Genomic DNA, 19164 nt, shown 5'->3' with positions numbered 1-19164 from the left:
GGAAACCCCCGAAGGCTCAGCCGGCCAGTTGCGCCAGCAGCTTCTTCGACGCCTTCAGCACCCGCTCATAGGGCAGGTCCATCATGTGCTGGATGTGCTGGTTCAAGCGCGGGTCCAGGTCGATGAACTCCTGCAGGCTGCGCGGTCCGCGTACAGCCACCCCCGTCCAGGGGCGACGCAGGGTCTCGTCGGAGGGGCCGAACACCCCCACCGACGGCACGCCCGCCGCCACCGCCAGCTGGGTCCACAGCGAGTCGCCGCCGATATAGAAGTCCGCCCGCGACAGGGCCGCCACGGTCTGCAGCCGCGTCAGCCGCCCTTGCAGCTCGATCACCCGCTCCCGCTTGACGGCGAAACGGATGGAGTGGGCCGCGTCGCGGTCGGCTTCCTCGCCGATGATCATCAGCCGCCCGCCCGCCAGAGGTCCGTCCTCACCCAGCAGCGACAGGGCCACCTTGGCGTAACGGTCGGCGGGCCAGCGCTTGCCGATCCAGTCCACGCCCGGCCCGATGGCCAGGATCGGCCCGTCGCCCGGCGGGATCAAAGCGTCGGCGGCTTCCTGCGCATCGCGTCCCACGAACAGTTTCGGCGCCGGGATTTCGTCCAGTTGCAGCACCCGCGCCGCCTGCTCGACCAGATGGACGTCGGGCAGGACCTTGCCCTTCACCGCCCGCTTCTGACGCCGCAGCTTGCCCGACAGCGTCGAGCCGCGCATGTCAACCACCAGGCCCCAGTTGGTCTCGCGCACCTGGTTCCACAGGGCGATCCAGTCCCACCGCCCGTCGCGGTCCAGAACGATCAGCCGCTCCAGCCTTGGCAGGTCCGCGAACAGGGGCGCGCTGGCCGGCGATCCGACGACGGTGAAGGTGGCGTGGGGAATGGCCTCAACCAGATGGGCGAGCGCCCCCGACGAGAGGACCGCCTCTTCTGCGTCCGCCTCGGCGATATAGAGGATCGGGAAACGCCCATGCATCGGGCGACCCTAGAGGGATTCTCTACGGAATTCAGTAGATGCGACCGGAGCCGCCATCCGGTCTGGAATGGCGGCTCGTTTGACTCGCGTTCTAGGGATTCGCCGCCGACCAGGTCGCATAGAGGTCCAGCGCGCGCTGCGGCGCAGCCAGCCACCACGAATAGCCGTTGCGGCGCCCGATCGAGATGCCGTTCACATCGTCGTGGATGCTCTGGTCCTTGTCGCCGAAGATCGGACGGCCGGTGACCAGGTCGTAGTTGCGCGACCAGATCGGGCCGGCGCCGGGCTTGTCGATCAGCTTGCGGCCGTCGTCGGTCATCTCGAACGACTTGTCATAGACGCGGACCGATTCCAGCCAGGCCACGCCGCCGCGGATCGCCGCCTTGACCTCGGGCGAGGGGTTGGGCTCACCCATCAGGAACTCGAGGACGTCCGTGGTCTCGCCGCTGGCGATCGAGCGGGGCTCATAGTTGCGGGCGCTGGTCGGGACCAGGCGCATCGGCTCGACCTGCTGCGGCCAGCCCTGCAGGCGACCATCCTTGCGCACCTGGGCGGCCAGGGTGACGTCGATGGCCTTCTTCACCGCCTCGGCGGCGCGGGCTTCCAACTCCGGCGGCACGAAGCCGAAGCCCTCGGCGCCGTTGGCCACATCACGCAGCACCATGGCGGCCTCGGCCACGGCGTTGTCGTTGAAGGTGATGGAGTCGTGGAAGCCGCCTTCCAGGGGCCAGATCTGCGGCCAGCCGCCGTTCGGGTACTGGGCGTTCAGCAGATAGTGGACGCCCTTGATGACGCTGGCGCGCCAGGCGTCGCCCTCGCGCCCCGGTGCCTGGGCCGCGACCTTGGCCAGGTAGCGCATCTCGGTCCAGGTGGAGTTGTTGTCGAGCGTGCCGACGAAGGTCCAGAACCGGTCGGCGGGAGCGTCGAAATTGGCCGGGTTCTGCTCCATCGTCTCGGCGTCGTTAGAGAAACGCTGGCCCGGAAGACGCTTGAGGCTGCGATCCTGGTTCTTGCTCCAGCCGCCGGCCGGGGTCTGGAAGCTGACGACGGCGTCGGCCACGGCGCGAGCCTCGGCCGAGCGATACCAGGCGGCCGGACGGTCCAGCGGCATGTGCGAACTGTTGCCGCGGATGGCCAGGGGCGGCGGGGGCGGGGTGGCGCCAGCGGGCAGTTCCGCGGCCAGGGCGGCGCGATCGGCCAGATGCTGGGCCTGCGAGCGCGCCAGATAGTCGGCCCAGGCCCCGCGCTCGGCGTCCGGCAGGGCGCCGATCCGGTCGATGGTCAGGCCGACCGCGGGCGTATTGGCGCGGATGACCTCGGCCTGGGCGGAGCCGTGGCCGGACGCCGTCGCGACGGCCAGGGCGAGGAAGGAGATGGTGAAGGCGTGTCTCACTGGAAGCGTTTCCCGACTGCGTTCGACTTGAACATCGATTTCACTATGTCAGATAACATTCTACATAATGGCACTTCATGGCAAGCCGCGATGGGTTGTTCCGCCCGCGCATTTCCGCCCGCCTTGCGCTAAACCCCGTTCATGAGCCTTCCCCTTCTGCCTGACCGGACCTGCGGCGGCTGCGTCGAGTGCTGCCGCGTGATCCCGCTGAACCTGCCCGAGCTGGCCAAGCCGACGGGGGAGTTGTGCGGCTATTGCGTCGATGGGGCGGGCTGTTCGGTGCATGAGATACGCCCCCAGACCTGCCGCGTCTGGTTCTGCCTGTGGCGTGCGGTTGAGCTGTCCGACGACTGGCGGCCGGACCGCAGCGGCGTCATCATCCGCCCGGACGGCGTCGAGCGCGGCGAGATCACCCTCTATGTCGTGCGCCGTTCCGACTTCCTGACGGGCATGGACTTCTTCGCCACGGTCGCCGGCTGGATCGCCGAGGGGGTCGAGGTGGCGCTCAGCGTTCCCGGCCCGGTCGGGACCTATCCGGCCCGCGCCGTGGTCACCGACTGGCTGCGCCCCGCCATCGAGGAGGGCGATCCGGAAGATTTCGTCGCTCGCGTCCTGGCCTCTCTGGATCGGCTGGATCAGCATGACTTCCAGCCGGACGGCGTGGTCGCCCGGTACGCGGTCGTCTGACCGGCCTATTTCAGCACGAAGTTCGCCACGGCTTCGACAACCCCAGGGGCCAGAGGCAGGGCCGGGTCCATATAGATGGCGACATTGGCCGCGCGGTCGATCGGCGCGGTCTTCAGCACATGGTTGACGCCGTCCCAGACGACCAGCGTGGCGCGGGGTTGGGCCGCCTTGATCGCCTCGGCGTCGGCGACCGTGACTTGAATGTCCGTCGTCCCCTGGCCGACGAAGATCGGACCGTGGTAAGCGGCGGCCAGTTTGGCCGGGTCCAGCGTCAGCCAGGAAATCAGGTAGGGCTGGACCGAGGGGCGGAACAGGGCGGCCAGTTCGGCGGGGGGATCGGCCACGGTGCGACCGGCCTCCAACTCAGCCAGGACCTCATAGGCGCGGGCTTTCAGCGGCTCGGGCAGGGCGGCTAGCTGTTCGCGCAGCAGGACGCCCGCCGGACGCCCGGCACCCGACAGCAGGACCAGGCCGCAGATCTTGTCGTCGCCGTTCGAGGCGGCGGCCAAGGCCACCAGGACGCCCTCGCTATGGCCGATCAGCCAGGCGCAGGGGCGGTCGGTCTTCGCCGCCGCCTCGGCGGCCCAGGCGCGGGCGTCATCGGCGTAGGTGGAAAAGCGCAGATCGGCCTCAGCGGGACCGGCGGCGGCGCTCTCGCCGACGCCGCGCTTGTCGATGCGGATCGACGCGACGCCGCGCTCGGCCAGACCCTCGGCCAGCAGGCGATAGGAGGCGGCGCGGATGCCGAACTGGGCGCTGTCGCCGTTGCGGTCGGTCGGGCCGGAGCCGGGGACGATGACCGCGGCGGCGCGCGTCTGGCCCTCGGGCGTCAGCAGGGTTCCGTGCAGCGGGGCGGGCGTAGAGGGCAGTTCGACGGGCGTCGAAACCGGCGAGAGCAGCAGGGCGGCGGCGAGGGTCAACATGCTTGTCTCCGTCGTGTAGGCGGGATGAATTTAGAAGGGCTGGCGGTCGGGGTCGGCGCGCCACACGCGCCAGCTTTCGAGCACCGACCAGCCGGCGGCGATCAGGACGCCGGTGATCAGGGTGATCATCCCGGCGGGCTGCGGCGTGAAGGGGCTGGCGATCAGGCCGAGCGCGCCCAGCCAGAACATCAGCCGGCCGGCCAGGCGGTTGGAGCGGTCCCAGGCCAGTCGCGACTTGTAGACCCAAGGCGTCTTGACCCCGATGAAGGGGTTGGGGCTGACACGGCCCAGGACGGCGCCGGTGATCAGGAGGATGAAGGCGGTGAAGGCCATGGCGACGCCCGGGTGGCTCACTCCGGAGGCGGCGGCGGGGCCGAGGCTGGCCCAGGCGATGAAGACGGCGACGGCGCCCATGATGATGATCGACAGCCATTGCCCGCGCTGAAGACCCTTGCGACGGACGGGGTCGGCGACGGATGCGGCCTGACGACCGGTCATCCAGGCCACCAGCAGGTTCAGCAAGGCCAGTCCGGCCAGAACCGCCGCAAGCTCATGGCGGCTGCCGTAACGATCAGCCTGTCCGGCGGCGTCGAAATGCACCGGGATCGGCGTTTGGGGGCCATAGACCGCGATCCACGCCGCCCCTGTCAAAATCAGGAGCGAGACGATGGCGGCGATCGTGTCGGCCAGGGTCAGACGTTTCATCGGGACACCTCCTCATCATCGGCTTTGCCCGTTCCGCTCAGGTCCATCAGGAAGGCCAGGGCCTCTTCGACGGCCGAGATCTCCAGCCGGTAGCGGATCGACTGGCCGTCGCGCTCGGTGCTGACCAGGTCGGCCTCCTTGAGCGCGTTCAGGTGTCCGGTGACCGTCGGCCAACTCATGTCGAAGGCGGCGGCGATGTCGCCGGAGGACAGGGGGCCGGTCCGCAGCATGGCGATGATGCGTCGCCGCACCGGATGGGACAGGGCTTTGAACAGGCTGTTCATAGGGAGGAGGCTAATTAGGAAAAATCCTAAATTCAACCCGTGTTCGTCGAGGCGCGACTGGCCTTCGACGGAAGCGCGGCCTATGGCTCGGCTTCGTTCTTCAGCGTGAGGCAGGCCTATGGAAATCCGCGATCAGATCGTTCTCATCACTGGCGGCGCGCGCGGCGTAGGCGCGGCGGCGGCGCGGGCCTTTGCAGGGCAGGGGGCGCGGGTGGTGATCAACTGGCGGGCCAGCGGCGAACAGGCCGAGGCTCTGGCGGCGGAGCTCGGCGAGCGAGCGATCGCCCTCCAGGCCGACGTGACGGATCGCGCAGCGGTCGAGGCCATGGTGGGACAGGCCGCGGCCCATTTCGGCGGGCCGATCAGCACCGTGGTCAACAACGCCCTCGACTACAGCTTCAACGGCGACGCCCGCGCCCAGATGGCTGATATTCTGTGGGAGGACATGGAGCGTCAGTTCTCGACCGTGATCCGCGGCGCGCTGAACGTCATCCAGGCCACGGCGCCGGGCATGAGCGCGCAGAAGTTCGGCCGAGTGGTCAACATCGGCACCAACCTGTTCCAGAATCCAGTCGTGCCGTACCACGACTACACCGCCGCCAAGGCTGCCCTGCTCAGCCTGACGCGGACGGCGGCGGGGGACCTCGGCCCGTCGGGCATCACCGTCAACATGGTCTCGGGCGGTCTGCTGCGGACCACGGACGCCAGCGCGGCGACGCCGGACGCGGTGTTCGACCTGATCGCCGGCATGACCCCGCTGCGTTCGGTGACGACGCCGCAGGAGTTCGCCGACGCGGTTCTGTTCTTCGCCTCGCCGTGGAGCCGGGCTGTGACGGGTCAGAACCTGGTGGTCGACGGCGGCCTGGTCCGCGACTGACGGCTTGGCCGCACCTCGGTCGCGTTTTGGGCCGGTTCGCCCTATAGGACGCGGCCAACGCTCCCAACGCCTGCGCCCCTGAGGTCATGACGCCACACCCGCCGCACAGACTGTCCGTCGCCCCGATGATGGACTGGACCGACCGCAACTGCCGGGCGTTTCACCGCGCCCTGAGCAGCCGGGCGCTGCTCTATACCGAGATGGTCACGGCCCCGGCGGTGATCCACGGCGACCGCGAGCGGCTGCTGGGCTTTGACGCGGTCGAGCATCCGGTGGCCCTGCAACTGGGCGGGTCGGACCCGGCGCAGCTGGCCGAGGCGGCGAAGATCGGCGAGGCCCATGGCTATGACGAGATCAATCTGAACGTCGGCTGCCCCTCGGACCGGGTGCAGTCGGGCAAGTTCGGCGCCTGCTTGATGCGTGAACCGGAACTGGTGGCCGACTGCATGGCGGCGATCAAGGAGGCGGTCAGCGTCCCCGCCACCGTCAAATGCCGCATCGGCGTCGACGATCAGGACCCTTTGGTCAGCCTGTTCGCCACGGTCGACGCCTCGGCGGCGGTGGGCATCACCAGCTTTGTCGTCCATGCGCGTAAGGCCTGGCTGAAAGGCCTGTCGCCCAAGGAAAACCGCGATGTGCCGCCGCTGGACTATGATCTGGTGCGGCGTCTGAAGCGCGAGCGGCCGCATCTGACCATCTGCATCAACGGCGGCATCGGCGATCTGGATCAGGCCGAGGCCCATCTGGACGATGCTGACGGCGTGCAACTGGATGGCGTCATGCTGGGCCGCGCCGCCTATCACGAGCCGGCCCTGCTGGGGCAGGTGGATCGGCGCATCTTCGGCATGGATGTCGCGGACGTCGATCCCTTCGCCGCCATCGAGCGCTATCGTCCCTATATGGCCGGGCGGCTGGCCGAGGGCGCGCACCTGGCGGGCATGGCGCGGCATATGTTGGGCCTGATGCACGGCCGGGCCGGGGCGCGCGCCTTCCGCCGCATCCTGACGGTCGAGGGCGTCAAGGCCGGGGCCGGACTGGAGGTCTTGGATCGCGCCGTCGAGGCCGTGCGCGAAGCCGAGGCGCGTCAGGCGCGGTTGGGCGAGAGCGAAGAAGCGGCCTGACCCTTCATTACTTCCGTCATCCTCCGGCGAGCATCGCGAGACCGGGGGACCCAGCGGCGCTGAGGGCGATCTTTACTGCAAGCATGGCGCGTGGCGTTTTCGCCCTACGGGCGCCGCTGGGTTCCCCGGTCGGCGCCGCTACGCGGCTTGCCGGAGAATGACGGAAAGAAGAGGGGGCAACTGACGCCCTTTCCGGGATGACGCTGGCGAACGGCAAGGCTATGCCCAAGCCATGAGCGCCTTGCCCCTGTCCGAACTGCTGATGATGTTGGCCGCGCTGATCGCGGCGGGCGCGGTCGCAGGCGTGATCGGCGGCCTGTTCGGGGTCGGCGGCGGGACGGTGCTGGTGCCCGCACTGTTCTACGCCTTTTCGGTGCTGGGCGTGGGCGGCGAGAGCAATCTGCACGTCGCCATCGGCACCTCGCTGCTGACCATCGTCGCCACCTCGCTGCGGTCGCTGGCGACGCACCGGGCGCATGGGGCCGTGGACGAAACGGTGCTGAAGACCTGGACGCCCTGGGTGGCGTTCGGCGGTCTGGTCGGGGCGGCGATCGCGGGTTTCACCTCCATGGAGGGGCTGGCCATCGTCTATGGCGTCTGCTTGCTGCTGATCGCCATGCAGATGGGGCTGCTGCCGGAGCATGTGACCCTGCGCAAGGACCTGCCGACGGGCTGGGGACGGCGCGGCGTCGGCACGGGCATCGGCCTGCTGTCGGCCATGATGGGCGTCGGCGGGGGCAGTTTCGGCGGCATGATGATGACACTGTGCGGACGACCCATCCATCAGGCGGTGGCCACGGCCAGCGGCTTCGGCCTGGCCATCGGGGCGACGGCGGCCTTGGGCTTCGCCGTCTTCGGCTGGGACGCGCCGGGGCGACCGCCGTTGTCGCTGGGTTACGTCAACGTGCCGGCGGCGGTGATCATGGGACTGCTGACGGCAATGACCGCCCCCTATGGCGCGCGGCTGGCGCACCGGCTGAACCGCAAGGTGCTGAGAAAGGCCTTCGCGGTCTATCTGTTGCTGACGGCCCTGTCGGTGGTGCTGAAGGCGCTGTAGCGGCGACTACGTAGATTTCCGCTGTCGGCCGATAAGCCTTTGTCGAACAGCGGGACGCTAGGGAGCTGGTTCAGTCCTCCCCCGCGAGCGTAGAAATGCTGCAGAACCTGTCCGTTCCCAAGAAGCTGATGCTGTCCTTCGCCGCCGTGATCGCGGCCTGCGGGATGGCGACCATGGTGGTCCTCTGGGCCGTGACCGTGCTGCAGAAGGCCGACGCCGCCAACGCCGCCTCCGCCGATATGTTCAAGGCGTCAGATCTGGTTCTGGCCGCCGCGGTCGAGCAGCAGAACGCCATGCGCGCCTATGTGGCGACGCGCGACGCCGACTTCATTCCGAAATACGAGGGGCCGGGCAAGGTTCTGGTGTCGCGTCTGGCCGATCTGGCCGCCGCCGACGTCAACGCAGCCTATGGCCAGGAGCAGGCGGCGCTGAAGGGCGCTGTCGACGCCTTCCACCAGAGCGCCGACGGCCTGATCGCCCTGGCTCGCGATCCCGCCACCCAGCCGCAGGCTGTGGCCGGTCTGGAAGCCGGGGCGCGCCTGTCGGATATCCGCGCCGCCATCACCTCCATTCAGGAAAAGGAGGCGGTGGTCGCCGCCGCCAACGCCAAGGCCAAGGCCTTCGCCTACAAGGAAGCCTACTGGAGCTTCGCCATCGGCGGGGTCGTGGCCCTGGGCATTGCACTCGGCGCCATCGCCTGGCTGATCGGGGCGCTGAGCCGTCCGGTCGAGGCCATGACCCGCGCCATGGGCCGTCTGGCCTCGGGTGATCTGAACGTCGCCATCCCCGCCATCGGTCGCCGCGACGAGATCGGCCACATGGCCGCCGCCGTCCTGACCTTCAAGCAGAACGCCGAGGAGAAGGTGCGGCTGGAAGCCGAGGCCGAGGTCCAGCGCGCCGCCGCCGAACAGGCTCGCATCGCCCAGGCCGAACGCGACGCCGAGATGGCTCGTCAGCAGGCCCAGGTCGTGGACGGCATCGCCTCGGGCCTCGATCGTCTGTCGAACGGTCAACTGGCCTTCCGCCTGAACGCCAGCTTCGCGCCCGAATATGAAAAGCTGCGCGCCGATTTCAATGGAGCGATGGCCAAGCTGCAAAGCACCATGGGCGTCATCGTCGACCGTTCCAGCGCCATCGGCGCCAGCGCCCATGAGATTTCGCAAGCCTCCAACGACCTGTCGCGCCGCACCGAGCAACAGGCCGCCGCCCTGGAGGAGACCGCCGCCGCTCTGGAGCAGATCACCGCCACTGTGACGCGCTCGGCCGAAAACGCCGTCGAGGCCGGCGGCGTGGTCCAGGCCGCCCGTAGCGAGGCCGTCGAGGGCCAAGCCGTGGTCGGCCGCGCCGTCACCGCCATGGGCGAGATCGAACGCTCGTCCAACGAGATCGGCAACATCATCGGCGTCATTGACGAGATCGCCTTCCAGACCAACCTCCTGGCGCTGAATGCGGGCGTCGAGGCGGCGCGCGCCGGCGACGCCGGACGCGGCTTCGCGGTCGTGGCCTCGGAAGTTCGAGCTCTGGCCCAGCGTTCGGCCGAAGCCGCGAAGGAGATCAAGACCCTGATCTCGGCCTCCAGCCGTCAGGTCGGCGAGGGCGTGCAACTGGTCGGCGACACCGGCGAGGCCCTGAAGCGCATCGGCGGTCAGATTGAGCGCGTCACCGCTATCACCGGCGAGATCGTCGCCTCGTCGCAGGAACAGTCCAGCGGTCTGCAACAGGTCAACACCGCCGTGGCCCAGATGGATCAGGTCACGCAGCAGAATGCGGCCATGGTTGAGGAAGCCACCGCCGCCAGCCACTCTCTGGCCCAGGATGCGCGCGAGCTGGACCGGATGATGGGGCAGTTCTCGCTGGAAGACGCCGCGATGGACGCGCGCGGTCAGCAGCGGATGCTGGAACGCGCCGTGGCGTAATAGGGCGCTTCTCCTCCCCACTTGTGGGGAGGTGGCGCGGCGCCGCAGGCGACGTGACGGAGGGGCTCGGTTGAGCCTGGCGAGACGCCCCTCTACCGCTACGCGGTCCCCCTCCCCACGCAGTGGGGAGGAAACTCCGACTGTGTCCTACGCCGCCTGTTGCAGCACCAGGGCGTCGAGCGCCTGGATCAGGTCGGCCAGGATGTCGTCCTGATGCTCCAGCCCGACCGACAGGCGGATCAGGCCGTCGGTGATGCCGGCGGTGACGCGGGCGTCGGGCGTCATGGCGGCGTGGGTCATGGTGGCGGGGTGGGCGATCAGGCTTTCGACGCCGCCCAGGGACTCGGCCAGGGTGAAGATGTCGAGGGCCTCGATCAGGTGGCGCACGGCGTCGGTGCCGCCGTCCAGCTCAAAGCTGAGCATGGCGCCCGGGCCCGACTGCTGGCGCGCGGCCAGGGCATGGCCGGGGTGGGACTTCAGGCCCGGATAGTGGACGGCCTTGACCGCCGGGTGCTGTTCCAGGGCGGCGGCGACCAGACCGGCGGTGGCCTGCTGGCGCTCGATACGGGTGAACAGGGTGCGCAGGCCGCGCAGGGTCTGATAGGCGTCGAAGGGCGAGCCGGTGACGCCCAGGCAGTTGGCCCACCAGGCCAGTTCAGCGTGATCCGCCGGGTCCGCCGCGATCACGGCGCCGCCGACCACGTCGGAATGGCCGTTGATGTATTTGGTGGTCGAGTGGACGACGATGTCGGCGCCCAACTCCAGCGGACGTTGCAGGGCGGGCGACAGGAAGGTGTTGTCGGCCACCACCTTGGCCCCCACCGCATGAGCGCGGCGACAGACGTCGGCCACGTCCACCACGCGCAGCAGCGGGTTGGACGGGGTCTCGATCAGCACCAGCTTGGCGCCATCGGCCAGAGCGGCGTCGAGCGCCTCGCCGTCGTTCTGATCAATGAAGGCGACGCGGAAGTGGCCCTTTTTCGCGCGCGCCGTCAGCAGGCGGTGGGTGCCGCCGTAGCAGTCGTGGGGCGCGATCAGCAACTCGCCAGGGTTCAGCAGCGACAGCGGCAGGTCGACCGCCGCCATGCCGGTGGCGGTGATGACGGCGCCGGCGCCGCCTTCCAGCTCGGCCAGGGTCTCGGCCAGGACGTCGCGGGTCGGATTGCCCGAGCGCGAGTAGTCGTATTTCCGCTTCTGATCGAAGCCGGCGAAGGAATAGTTGGACGACAGATACAGCGGCGGCATGACCGCGCCGTGGGCCGTGTCCGTATCCACGCCCGAACGGGCGGCGATGGTGCGGGGATCGGCGGGGCGGGCGGCGCGGCTCATTGGTCGATGTCCTTCAGTACGGAAGTCAGGATGTCCGCGACCAGGGCGTCTTCCTTCAGGAAGGCGTCATGGCCGTAGAGGGAGGGGTGCTGCTCGAAGCGCCAGAGGTTGGGCAGGCGCGCGGCCAGCTCCTTCATGTCGTCGATGGGGCACAGGCGGTCGGTGGTGAAACCGATCAGGGTGACGGGGGCGGTGATGGCTTCCGGCTCGACCCGGTGGCGGTCGATGGAGTCCGACAGGCTCAGCCAACGCGAGGGCGTGGTGCGGTCACGGTAGGCGCGGCCGCGCGCCGTCAGATAGTCGCAGACGGGATAGGCTTGCCCTGCGTGGCTGGGGGCCTCGGAATCGAAGCGCTCGCCGAACTCGTCGGGGGTGCGATAGGTGGTCATGGCCAGTTCGCGCGCCAGGCCCACGGCCTGATCGACGCGGCCGGTCTCCAGGCCCAGCTGCAGGATGCGGCGCTGAATCCCGCGCCAGGCGGTGGCCAGGGGGTGGGGGCGGTGGGCGGCGGACACCACCACCAACTGCTCGGCCCAGTCGGGGAACAACTCGCCGAAGGCCAGGGCGATCATGCCGCCGTAGGAGCAGCCGATGAAGGCTGCGACCTTGTCGACGCCCAGGTGGTCCAGCAGCAGGGCCAGCAGCCGCGCCTGATCCTGGGTGGTGATGGTCAGCGGGGTCTTGGCGTCCTTGACGCCCTCGCCGAATTCCGGTGCGAAATCAAAGGCCAGGACCCGGAAACGGGTCAGGTCGATGGGGGCGCGCACGCCTACGGCCCCCGACCACCAGCCCAGGCCCTTGGTCTCGGTGCGGTGGACGTAACGGTCGGCCGAGATGCCGCCGGCCACGACGATCAGCGGGGCGCCGGCCTTGCCGTGCAGACGGCCGACGATCTGCTTCTGGTTCAGGGTTCCGCCGAAGTCGAGCTCGAAACCGTCCGGGATCGGCACGACGACGTCATGGGCCCCGTCGCGCGACAGCAGCTCGGACGGGCGGCGGGCGGAACCGGACCGACAGGCGGGCTCTTCGGCGGGGGTGAAGGGGTCGATCAGGGCCAGGGTCATGGGTCTCGGTCACTCAGCAAAACGGCTCGCCAAGGAACCCATGCAGTGACAGACCGTGGAGCGTCGCCTCGTCGATGCTCCACCCATCTCTCGCGGTCTTCAGGTCGCCCTGAAAACCCCGCAGGAGTTGGCACCGTTTCGGGCGGAACCCGATGGTTGCCCCGGCGTCAAAGGGCCTAATCCCTCAGCCGGTCTTGATGAGTGAGCTTACGTTGCGGATGCGAAGGGCGCCGGTCAAGCGAAATAATTCACCTCATTTCGGGCTGATTGCGTAATTCGTCGGTTAAATCACGCCTGTTCGCCCAGCTTGAGAAAAATTTGTTCTTTTCGGGGTTGACGCGATGCGGGGTCGTGGAACACCTTGAGGCAAGATTTTCAACCGGACGCCGCCTGTGCTCGACCAGTTCGCCAGCATGATGATGACCCTGATCGCCGCTGCGGCGACGGGCCTCTTCGCGTCCATGATTACGACCACCGGTACCACCACCATGCCCTCGCGGGCGGGGACCGGATGATGCGCGCCGACTAGGCGAAAAACGCAAAAACCGAACACCCCGCCCGGACCCCCGGGCGGGTTTTTTTATGGCCCGAACCGACCTCCGCCTCCCCACCAGACCCCGCCTTCAGGATGATCCCGATGCCCGCTTCCGCCCTCGCTCTCGTCGCCGATAAACAGAAACCGCAAGCGGAACCCGCCGCAGAAGTCGTGGTGCTGAAGTTCGGCTCGTCCGTGCTGCGCAACGCCGCCGAAGCCCCCGCCGTGGCCTCGGAAATCTACGGTCATGTTCGCGCCGGGCGTAAGGTGGTGGCGGTGGTGTCCGCCTTGGCAGGTCACACCGACCGGCTGCTGGCCGACGCTCGCGCCCTGGGTCTGGATCACGAGAACGAGCTTCTGCCGGCCTATGTGGTGCTGGGCGAGGAGAAGGCGGCGGCCCTGGTCGCCATCGCCTGCGACCGGGTGGGGCTGGACGCGGTGGGTTTGTCGGTGCGGGAACTGGGCATCGTGGTCGAGGGGCCGGCGCAGCACGCTCGCCCCGTCAGCCTGAAGGGCGAGCGTCTGCACGACGCCCTGGCCGAGCATGAGGTGGTGGTGGTCCCCGGCTTCGGCGGCGTTCGCTCCAATGGCCGCGTGGCCCTGCTGGGGCGCGGCGGATCGGACCTGACGGCGGTGGTTCTGGCCGCCGAGCTGGGGCTGGACCGGGTGCGTCTGGTCAAGGATGTCGACGGCCTCTACGACCGCGATCCGGCCTCGGAAACGGGCACGCCGCTGCGCTATCGCCGGGCCAGCTGGGAGACGGCGCGCCAGCTAGGCGGCGCCCTGGTCCAGCACGACGCCATCGATCTGGGCATGCAGCACGGCGTCGAGATCGAGGTCGCCGCTCTGGGCCGCGCCGAGGGCACGGTGGTCGGCGAGCGCGGGGCCCCTCCCGGCCCGGTCCAGCCTGAGGCGCCGCTGCGCGTAGGCGTGGCCGGTTGCGGCGTGGTCGGCGGCGGTCTGCTGAACCGGCTGTTGTCGGACAAGCGCTATGAGGTGGTCGGCGTCCTGGTCCGCAATCCGGGCAAGGCGCGCGACGTGGCGGCGCCCGCCGACCTGTTCACCAACGACGTCGAGGCCCTGCTGGCCAAGAAGCCGGATCTTCTGCTGGAGGCCCTGTCGGAAGGCGAGGCCGGTCACGCCCTGATCCGCCGCGCGCTGGAGGCCGGCTGCGACGTGGTCAGCGCCAACAAGCAGGCCGTGGCCCGCGACCCGGCGGGGCTTCAGGCCCTGGCCGCCGCCAATGGCTGTCGCGTCGCCTGGTCGGCCTCGGTCGGCGGCGGGGCGCCCATGATCGAGACCCTGCGCGCGGCCCGCGCCGCCGGTCCCGTCGCCGGGTTCGAGGCCGTGCTGAACGGCACGGTCAACTTCATGCTGCAGCGCCTGGGCGAGGGCGCGGCCTTCGCCGACGCCCTGTCCGACGCCCGCGTCGCGGGCTTCGCCGAGGAAGATCCGTCCTCGGACCTGGAGGGCCACGACGCCGCCGCCAAGGTCAAGCTGCTGTCCTTCGAGGCCTTTGGCCACGCCCCCGCCGACCTGCCGCGCGACGAGCTGTCCGCCGAGACGCCGCTGGGCGATCGTCCGGTGCGCCAGATCGGCGCCTGCCATGACCGCGACGGCCAACTGGACGCCTCGGTCCGGCTTGACGGCGATCTGAAAGACGCGCTGTTTCAGTCGCTGAACGGAGAGAGAAACGCCTTGAAAGTCTATGGTCAGGACGGTCGCGTCTGGACGTGCAAGGGGCGCGGCGCCGGGCGTTGGGCCACGACCGAGAGCGTTCTGGCCGACGTGGCCGACGTGGTGCGCGCCCGTCGCGCGGCGGCGGAGCTGGTCTAGTCATGGCTGTTTTCACGCCCGTCACGCCGGATCAGGCCGCTGACTATCTCATGCGTTACCCCCTGGGCGATCTGGTCGCGCTGACGCCGATCGCCGAGGGGGTCGAGAACACCAACTACAAGCTGGAGACGACCTCCGGCGCCTATGTCCTGACCCTGTTCGAGGGGCGGACGGACGCCGCCTCGCTGCCCTTCTGCCTGGGCCTGACCCGGCATCTGGCGGCACGCGGCTTCCCGACGCCGTCGCCGGTCGTGGACCGGCAGGGCGAGATCATCGGCCGTCTGAACGGCCGCGCCGCCGCCATCCTGCACTGGGCGCCGGGCGCCTGGAAGCGCCAGCCCTCGGACAAGGAGCAGTATCGCGCCGGTCAGGTGCTGGCCCTGCTGCACCTCGACGCCGCCGACTTCACGATGGAGCGCAAGAACCCGGTCGGACCCGAGGCCTGGGCCGCCCTGGCCGCGCGCTGCGACGGTCCGGCGAAAGGCGTCGACCGCAAGATGCTGGATCAGATCAAGGCCCTGCTGCCGCGTCTGGCCGAACCGTGGAGCGATCCGGCCCTGCCGCGCGGCCTGATCCACGCCGACTACTTCCCCGACAACGTCCTGTTCGCGACCAACGAGCACGGTCAGTGCGACGTCGGCGGGGTGATCGACTTCTATCTCGGCTGCGCCGACGTCCTGGCCTATGACCTGGCCATTGCGCTCAGCGCCTGGGGCTTCGATGCTGAGGGCCGCCCCATGCATTCGGCCCTGCGCGCCTTCCAGAAGGGCTATGAATCCGTGCGGCCCCTGACGCCGGCCGAAGCGGCAGCCCTGCCGGGGCTGGGGGCTGCGGCGGCGGTGCGCTTCACTCTGACCCGCCTGCACGACCGGATTTTCCACGACCCGGCCAACCTGGTCACCCCGAAGGACCCGGCGCCCTTCTTCCGGCGGCTGGACTACTGGAAGGCGGCGGAGGTGGTTTAGGGGCGGGGGAGACGAGCGCTTCGTCTGGACAGACTCGGTTCGCGCAGGCGTAGTGCAGCCTCCACGTCGTGAGGTTGTGCCGATGACCTGCTTGCGCTTGTGTCTTCTCTTCGGGGCCCTGGGTTCTGTTTCGGCTGCTCCGGCCGTCGCGCAATCTGATGCGGCCATGGTGACGATCACTGTGGACGGCGACCGCTATTACACGCTGCCGCATTCGATCATGATCGAGCCGGACGTCAATCGCCTCGCGCAAACTCGGCAGGAGGTCGAGGCCCGGAGGTGGATAGCGACGCGGACCTCGGATGGGCGCATCGATCGGATTTCGTCGGATGAATGCCCGGCGTTACGCACCATCGCGTTGTCGTTCGGGGACTTGCCGGCGACGCCCGTTTCACCGCCTGCGTTGAGGACGACCTCCGATCCTAGCCCCATTCCTCCGACGATGAAGGATGGGTTCGCCACCCGCCTTGAGTTTCGGACAGAGGGCCCGAGCGGGGCCTGGGTGCTTGTTCAGATCAAGCAGGGCTGGCCCTATGATGTCTGGGGCCATGAGGCCGTTTCGTCCCTGCTGCCCTGTTGGGGAGGGGAGGCGCTGATCCCGCCGCCGTCGCGGGACTTGTCGGCGGCCGATATCCTGCCGCGTCTGGACCTGACCTCGTTCCGAAACTCGACAGGCCCGGCGCGCGCGGCCGGACTTAAGCGCCCGGGGGACTGGGGCTTTACGGAACTCGAGACGGCTGACGGCGTGGCGACGCTGTCGCGGCCGGGGGACTGGGCTATCAGCCTGAGCCTTATCCGATGGACGCCAGAGGGCGTCATCGCTTGCTTCACCGACCGTGCCAGAAACGGCGGCTCATACGCCGCACAGTCTGCACTTCGCATCGTCAGCGACGGCCTCGCCGGCTATCGCGTTGCTGACGAAGCCTTGAACGAAGCCGACTGCCCGGCGCTTTCGCCTCAAGACTAGGCCTCGAAGCTCTTCACCGTCGTTCGCCTTCTCGTGCAACGATTTCGTCGGGCGGGATTTTGAGGCGGGGGCGAGGAGGTTTCGGATGACGTCGCGTGCGCAGACATGGCCCGAACTGTCGGCGGCGCGGCTGTGGCCGACGATGGAGACGTTGCAACTGTGGGCGCAGATCGCCGGCAAGACGCGGCTGTCGCAGACGCCCTGGCTGAACCACGGCTGGCACGTGACGCTGCGGGTCTCGGCGCGGGGGCTGGCGACGGGTCTGATCCCGCATGGCGCGGTCGGGTTTTCGATGGAGTTCGACTTCATCGCCGGGGCCCTGGTCATCCGCGTCAGCGACGGGGGCGAGCGCCGGATCGTGCTGAAGTCCGGGACGGTGGCCGACTTCTACGCCGAGGTGCAGGACGCTCTGACCTCCCTGGGCGTGGCCTGTCACATCGACCTGACGCCCGACGAAATGGCGGAGGTCACGCCCTTTCCGCTGGATGAACGGTTCCGCACCTATGATCCCGAGGCCGCGCGCGACTACTGGCGGGCGCTGGTGCAGGTGGATCGGGTGTTCAACCTGTTCCGCACCGGCTTTCTGGGCAAGTGCAGCCCCGTCCATCTGTTCTGGGGCGCGTTCGATCTGGCGGTGACGCGGTTCTCGGGGCGGCGGGCGCCCCTGCATCCGGGCGGGGTGCCGAACCTGCCCGACGCGGTGACGCGCGAGGCCTATTCGCACGAGGTGGCCAGCGCCGGCTTCTGGCCCGGCGATCCGGGGCGCGAGCCCAGCTTCTACGCCTATGCCTATCCCGCCCCGCCGGGGTTCGAGGCGGCGGCGGTCGCGCCCACGGCGGCGCATTGGGACGCGGGCCTGGGCGAGTTCGTCCTGCCCTATGCGGCGGTGCGGGCCGAGGCCGATCCCGACGCCGCGCTCTGCGCCTTTCTGGAGAGTACCTATGAGGCCGCCGCTGATCTGGCGGCCTGGGATCGGGCGGCGCTGGAGTGCCCGCGAGGGACGCCGCGCCATCCGCGCCGGGTGGGCTAGCCCGCGAAGCCCTTCACCGCCGCCAGGGCGGCTTCGGCCGTATTGTCGATGATGGTCAGGCGCTCGGGCTGGTCGCCCAGGGCGCGGATGACGGGGGCGGGTTCCGGCTCGAAGCCCAGCACGTCCGAGACAAAGGCGCCGAACTTGGATGGGTGGGCCGTCGACAGGGCGACGACGGGGCCGTTCGCGCGATCCAGACGCCGCGCGGCGGCCAGGGCCACGGCGGTGTGCGGACAGACGACGCGGCCCCAGGCGGCGTGGGCGTGGGCGATCTCGGCCTTGGTCGTCGCTTCGTCGATGGAGACGGCGGAGACCTCGGCCTTCAGCGCGGCCAGGAGGTCGGCAGGCAGGGTGACGGAACCGTCGCGGGCGAAGGTTTCGAACACGGCGCGGGTCGCCTCGGCGTCGCGGCCGGAGGCCTCATAGACCAGACGCTCGAAGTTGGACGGCGCCTGGACGTCCATCGAGACGCTGCCGCTCTCGACGGCGGGGCGGCGGGCGTAGACGCCCTCGTTGATGGCGCGGGCCAGGGCGTCGTTCTGGTTGACGGCGGCGACGAAGCCCTTGACCGGCAGGCCCATCTTCCTGGCCGCGATGCCGGCGAAGGCGTCGCCGAAATTGCCGGTGGGGACGACGAAGGTCGCCGCCTGACCCAGCTGGGCCGTGGCCGAGACATAGTAGGGAATCTGACCCGCAAGCCGGCCCCAGTTGATCGAGTTGACCGACGACAGGCGGCGACCTTCGCGCAGGGATTCTTCGGCCAGCAGGCCCTTCACCAGACGCTGGCAGTCGTCGAAGTCGCCGCGCACGGCCAGGTTCAGCACGTTGTCGGCCTGCACCGTCGTCATCTGTTTGCGCTGCACCGGCGAGACGCGGTCCAGCGGGTGCAGGACGACCAGATTGATGCGCTCGGCGCCCGCAAAGGCACGCACGGCGGCGGCGCCGGTGTCGCCGCTGGTGGCGGTCAGCAGGGTCAGCTTCTGCCCCGTCGCGGCCAGGGCCTCGTCCGACAGGGCGGCGACCAGTTGCATCGCCAGATCCTTGAAGGCGGCGGTCGGGCCATGGAACAGCTCCAGCACAAACAGGCCCGGCTCCAGCTCGACCAGGGGCGTCACCGCCGGATGGTCGAAGCCGCGCGTCAGACGCTCCAGCGCCCGGTCCAGAGCGCCGGCGGGCAGGGCGTCGCCGATGAAGGGCGAAATCGCCTCTTTCGCCATCTCCGCATAGGTCCGGCCCGGACGCGCCGCGTCGGCGGGCAGGGTCGGCCAGGCCTGCGGCATGTAGAGGCCGCCGTCGGGCGCGATGCCGCGCAGCAGGGCGTCGGCGAAACTGGTCGGGGCGGCGTCGCCGCGCGTCGAAAGATAGCGGTCGGGGGAGGTGCTCATGACGGGTCGTTTCTAGCCGCCGTGTGGTGCTTCGTCATGATTATTTTGCGTCTGCGAAGACAATTTCGCGATTTCGCGCAACAAGATGGCGATAGAGGGCGTGCGGCGACGGCGGGG

The 19164-nt window shown here is 69.2% G+C and carries 17 protein-coding genes and 1 riboswitch; of the genes, 9 read left to right on the top strand and 8 right to left on the bottom strand.

Features of this window, described 5'->3' with window-relative positions:
• Positions 1–16: 16 nt before the first annotated feature.
• Positions 17–973 carry a glycosyltransferase family 9 protein gene (locus tag RTY13_RS01040; protein ID WP_312780515.1) on the bottom strand — a complete coding sequence of 319 codons (957 nt, stop codon included), beginning with the start codon at positions 971–973 and terminating at the stop codon, positions 17–19.
• Positions 974–1064: 91 nt separating this feature from the next.
• Positions 1065–2366 carry a pectate lyase gene (gene pelA / locus RTY13_RS01035; RefSeq protein WP_312780513.1) on the bottom strand — a complete coding sequence of 434 codons (1302 nt, stop codon included), beginning with the start codon at positions 2364–2366 and terminating at the stop codon, positions 1065–1067.
• 141 nt (positions 2367–2507) lie between these two features.
• On the opposite strand from pelA, the gene RTY13_RS01030 reads away from it, so the two are divergent.
• The gene (locus RTY13_RS01030; RefSeq protein WP_312780511.1) at positions 2508–3053 is read left to right on the top strand and encodes a hypothetical protein; all 546 of its coding nucleotides are present in this window, start codon (positions 2508–2510) and stop codon (positions 3051–3053) included.
• A gap of 5 nt (positions 3054–3058) precedes the next feature.
• Here the strand turns inward: RTY13_RS01030 and RTY13_RS01025 are convergent, their stop codons facing one another.
• Genes RTY13_RS01025 through RTY13_RS01015 form a run of 3 tightly spaced genes read right to left on the bottom strand, consistent with a single transcriptional unit; the run spans position 3059 to position 4965 of the window.
• The gene (locus tag RTY13_RS01025) at positions 3059–3976 is read right to left on the bottom strand and encodes an alpha/beta fold hydrolase (RefSeq protein WP_312780510.1); all 918 of its coding nucleotides are present in this window, start codon (positions 3974–3976) and stop codon (positions 3059–3061) included.
• Positions 3977–4006: 30 nt separating this feature from the next.
• A complete protein-coding gene (locus RTY13_RS01020; RefSeq protein WP_312780509.1) occupies positions 4007–4681 on the bottom strand; it encodes an SdpI family protein in 675 nt (224 codons plus the stop codon).
• Positions 4678–4965, bottom strand: a complete 288-nt coding sequence (locus tag RTY13_RS01015; protein ID WP_312780508.1) for a metalloregulator ArsR/SmtB family transcription factor — start codon at positions 4963–4965, stop codon at positions 4678–4680. Before RTY13_RS01015 ends, RTY13_RS01020 begins: the two co-directional genes overlap by 4 nt.
• Before the next feature lie 118 nt (positions 4966–5083).
• Between RTY13_RS01015 and RTY13_RS01010 the strand changes: the two genes are divergently transcribed.
• The 4 genes from RTY13_RS01010 (at position 5084) to RTY13_RS00995 (ending at position 9936) form a co-directional block, all read left to right on the top strand.
• Positions 5084–5842: a 3-oxoacyl-ACP reductase gene (locus RTY13_RS01010; protein ID WP_312780507.1), complete on the top strand. Its 759-nt coding sequence runs from the start codon at positions 5084–5086 to the stop codon at positions 5840–5842.
• Positions 5843–5928: 86 nt separating this feature from the next.
• Complete coding sequence (dusA, locus tag RTY13_RS01005) at positions 5929–6963, top strand: tRNA dihydrouridine(20/20a) synthase DusA (protein WP_312780505.1); 1035 nt, start codon at positions 5929–5931, stop codon at positions 6961–6963.
• A 232-nt stretch (positions 6964–7195) separates the two neighbouring features.
• A complete protein-coding gene (locus tag RTY13_RS01000) occupies positions 7196–8020 on the top strand; it encodes a sulfite exporter TauE/SafE family protein (RefSeq protein WP_312780503.1) in 825 nt (274 codons plus the stop codon).
• Positions 8021–8115: 95 nt separating this feature from the next.
• Complete coding sequence (locus RTY13_RS00995) at positions 8116–9936, top strand: methyl-accepting chemotaxis protein (protein ID WP_312780501.1); 1821 nt, start codon at positions 8116–8118, stop codon at positions 9934–9936.
• Between the two features lie 147 nt (positions 9937–10083).
• On the opposite strand, the gene metB is transcribed toward RTY13_RS00995, so the two are convergent.
• Positions 10084–11265, bottom strand: coding sequence for a cystathionine gamma-synthase (gene metB / locus RTY13_RS00990; protein WP_312780499.1), 1182 nt, complete (start codon positions 11263–11265; stop codon positions 10084–10086).
• Positions 11262–12329: a homoserine O-succinyltransferase gene (locus RTY13_RS00985; protein ID WP_312780497.1), complete on the bottom strand. Its 1068-nt coding sequence runs from the start codon at positions 12327–12329 to the stop codon at positions 11262–11264. Before RTY13_RS00985 ends, metB begins: the two co-directional genes overlap by 4 nt.
• 80 nt (positions 12330–12409) lie before the next feature.
• A riboswitch (SAM riboswitch) is annotated at positions 12410–12533 on the bottom strand.
• A gap of 433 nt (positions 12534–12966) precedes the next feature.
• On the opposite strand from RTY13_RS00985, the gene RTY13_RS00980 reads away from it, so the two are divergent.
• The 4 genes from RTY13_RS00980 to RTY13_RS00965 all read left to right on the top strand — a co-directional run bounded on the left by RTY13_RS00980 (position 12967) and on the right by RTY13_RS00965 (position 17662).
• Positions 12967–14700, top strand: a complete 1734-nt coding sequence (locus RTY13_RS00980; RefSeq protein ID WP_312780496.1) for a Gfo/Idh/MocA family oxidoreductase — start codon at positions 12967–12969, stop codon at positions 14698–14700.
• A gap of 2 nt (positions 14701–14702) precedes the next feature.
• The gene (locus RTY13_RS00975; protein WP_312780494.1) at positions 14703–15665 is read left to right on the top strand and encodes a homoserine kinase; all 963 of its coding nucleotides are present in this window, start codon (positions 14703–14705) and stop codon (positions 15663–15665) included.
• 166 nt (positions 15666–15831) lie between these two features.
• The gene (locus RTY13_RS00970; protein ID WP_312780493.1) at positions 15832–16632 is read left to right on the top strand and encodes a hypothetical protein; all 801 of its coding nucleotides are present in this window, start codon (positions 15832–15834) and stop codon (positions 16630–16632) included.
• Between the two features lie 85 nt (positions 16633–16717).
• Complete coding sequence (locus RTY13_RS00965) at positions 16718–17662, top strand: DUF5996 family protein (protein ID WP_312780492.1); 945 nt, start codon at positions 16718–16720, stop codon at positions 17660–17662.
• Here the strand turns inward: RTY13_RS00965 and thrC are convergent.
• Positions 17659–19047, bottom strand: a complete 1389-nt coding sequence (gene thrC / locus RTY13_RS00960) for a threonine synthase (protein WP_312780491.1) — start codon at positions 19045–19047, stop codon at positions 17659–17661. The two genes, RTY13_RS00965 and thrC, sit on opposite strands and share 4 nt — an antisense overlap.
• Positions 19048–19164: the final 117 nt, after the last annotated feature.

Source organism: Brevundimonas sp. (assembly GCF_032055285.1).
GTDB lineage: Bacteria > Pseudomonadota > Alphaproteobacteria > Caulobacterales > Caulobacteraceae > Brevundimonas.
This window is presented reverse-complemented; position numbering and strand designations above follow the sequence as displayed.

Bases quoted from the DNA above. Each gene is read 5' to 3' on its own strand.
- RTY13_RS01010 (WP_312780507.1), top strand. From the start codon at position 5,084: ATGGAAATCCGCGATCAGATCGTTCTCATCACTGGCGGCGCGCGCGGC.
- RTY13_RS01020 (WP_312780509.1), bottom strand. From the start codon at position 4,681: ATGAAACGTCTGACCCTGGCCGACACGATCGCCGCCATCGTCTCGCTC.
- RTY13_RS00995 (WP_312780501.1), top strand. From the start codon at position 8,116: ATGCTGCAGAACCTGTCCGTTCCCAAGAAGCTGATGCTGTCCTTCGCC.
- RTY13_RS01000 (WP_312780503.1), top strand. From the start codon at position 7,196: ATGAGCGCCTTGCCCCTGTCCGAACTGCTGATGATGTTGGCCGCGCTG.
- dusA (WP_312780505.1), top strand. From the start codon at position 5,929: ATGACGCCACACCCGCCGCACAGACTGTCCGTCGCCCCGATGATGGAC.
- metB (WP_312780499.1), bottom strand. From the start codon at position 11,265: ATGAGCCGCGCCGCCCGCCCCGCCGATCCCCGCACCATCGCCGCCCGT.
- RTY13_RS00975 (WP_312780494.1), top strand. From the start codon at position 14,703: ATGGCTGTTTTCACGCCCGTCACGCCGGATCAGGCCGCTGACTATCTC.
- RTY13_RS01040 (WP_312780515.1), bottom strand. From the start codon at position 973: ATGCATGGGCGTTTCCCGATCCTCTATATCGCCGAGGCGGACGCAGAA.
- RTY13_RS01025 (WP_312780510.1), bottom strand. From the start codon at position 3,976: ATGTTGACCCTCGCCGCCGCCCTGCTGCTCTCGCCGGTTTCGACGCCC.
- RTY13_RS00970 (WP_312780493.1), top strand. From the start codon at position 15,832: ATGGTGACGATCACTGTGGACGGCGACCGCTATTACACGCTGCCGCAT.
- RTY13_RS00985 (WP_312780497.1), bottom strand. From the start codon at position 12,329: ATGACCCTGGCCCTGATCGACCCCTTCACCCCCGCCGAAGAGCCCGCC.
- RTY13_RS01030 (WP_312780511.1), top strand. From the start codon at position 2,508: ATGAGCCTTCCCCTTCTGCCTGACCGGACCTGCGGCGGCTGCGTCGAG.
- thrC (WP_312780491.1), bottom strand. From the start codon at position 19,047: ATGAGCACCTCCCCCGACCGCTATCTTTCGACGCGCGGCGACGCCGCC.
- RTY13_RS00965 (WP_312780492.1), top strand. From the start codon at position 16,718: ATGACGTCGCGTGCGCAGACATGGCCCGAACTGTCGGCGGCGCGGCTG.
- RTY13_RS01015 (WP_312780508.1), bottom strand. From the start codon at position 4,965: ATGAACAGCCTGTTCAAAGCCCTGTCCCATCCGGTGCGGCGACGCATC.
- RTY13_RS00980 (WP_312780496.1), top strand. From the start codon at position 12,967: ATGCCCGCTTCCGCCCTCGCTCTCGTCGCCGATAAACAGAAACCGCAA.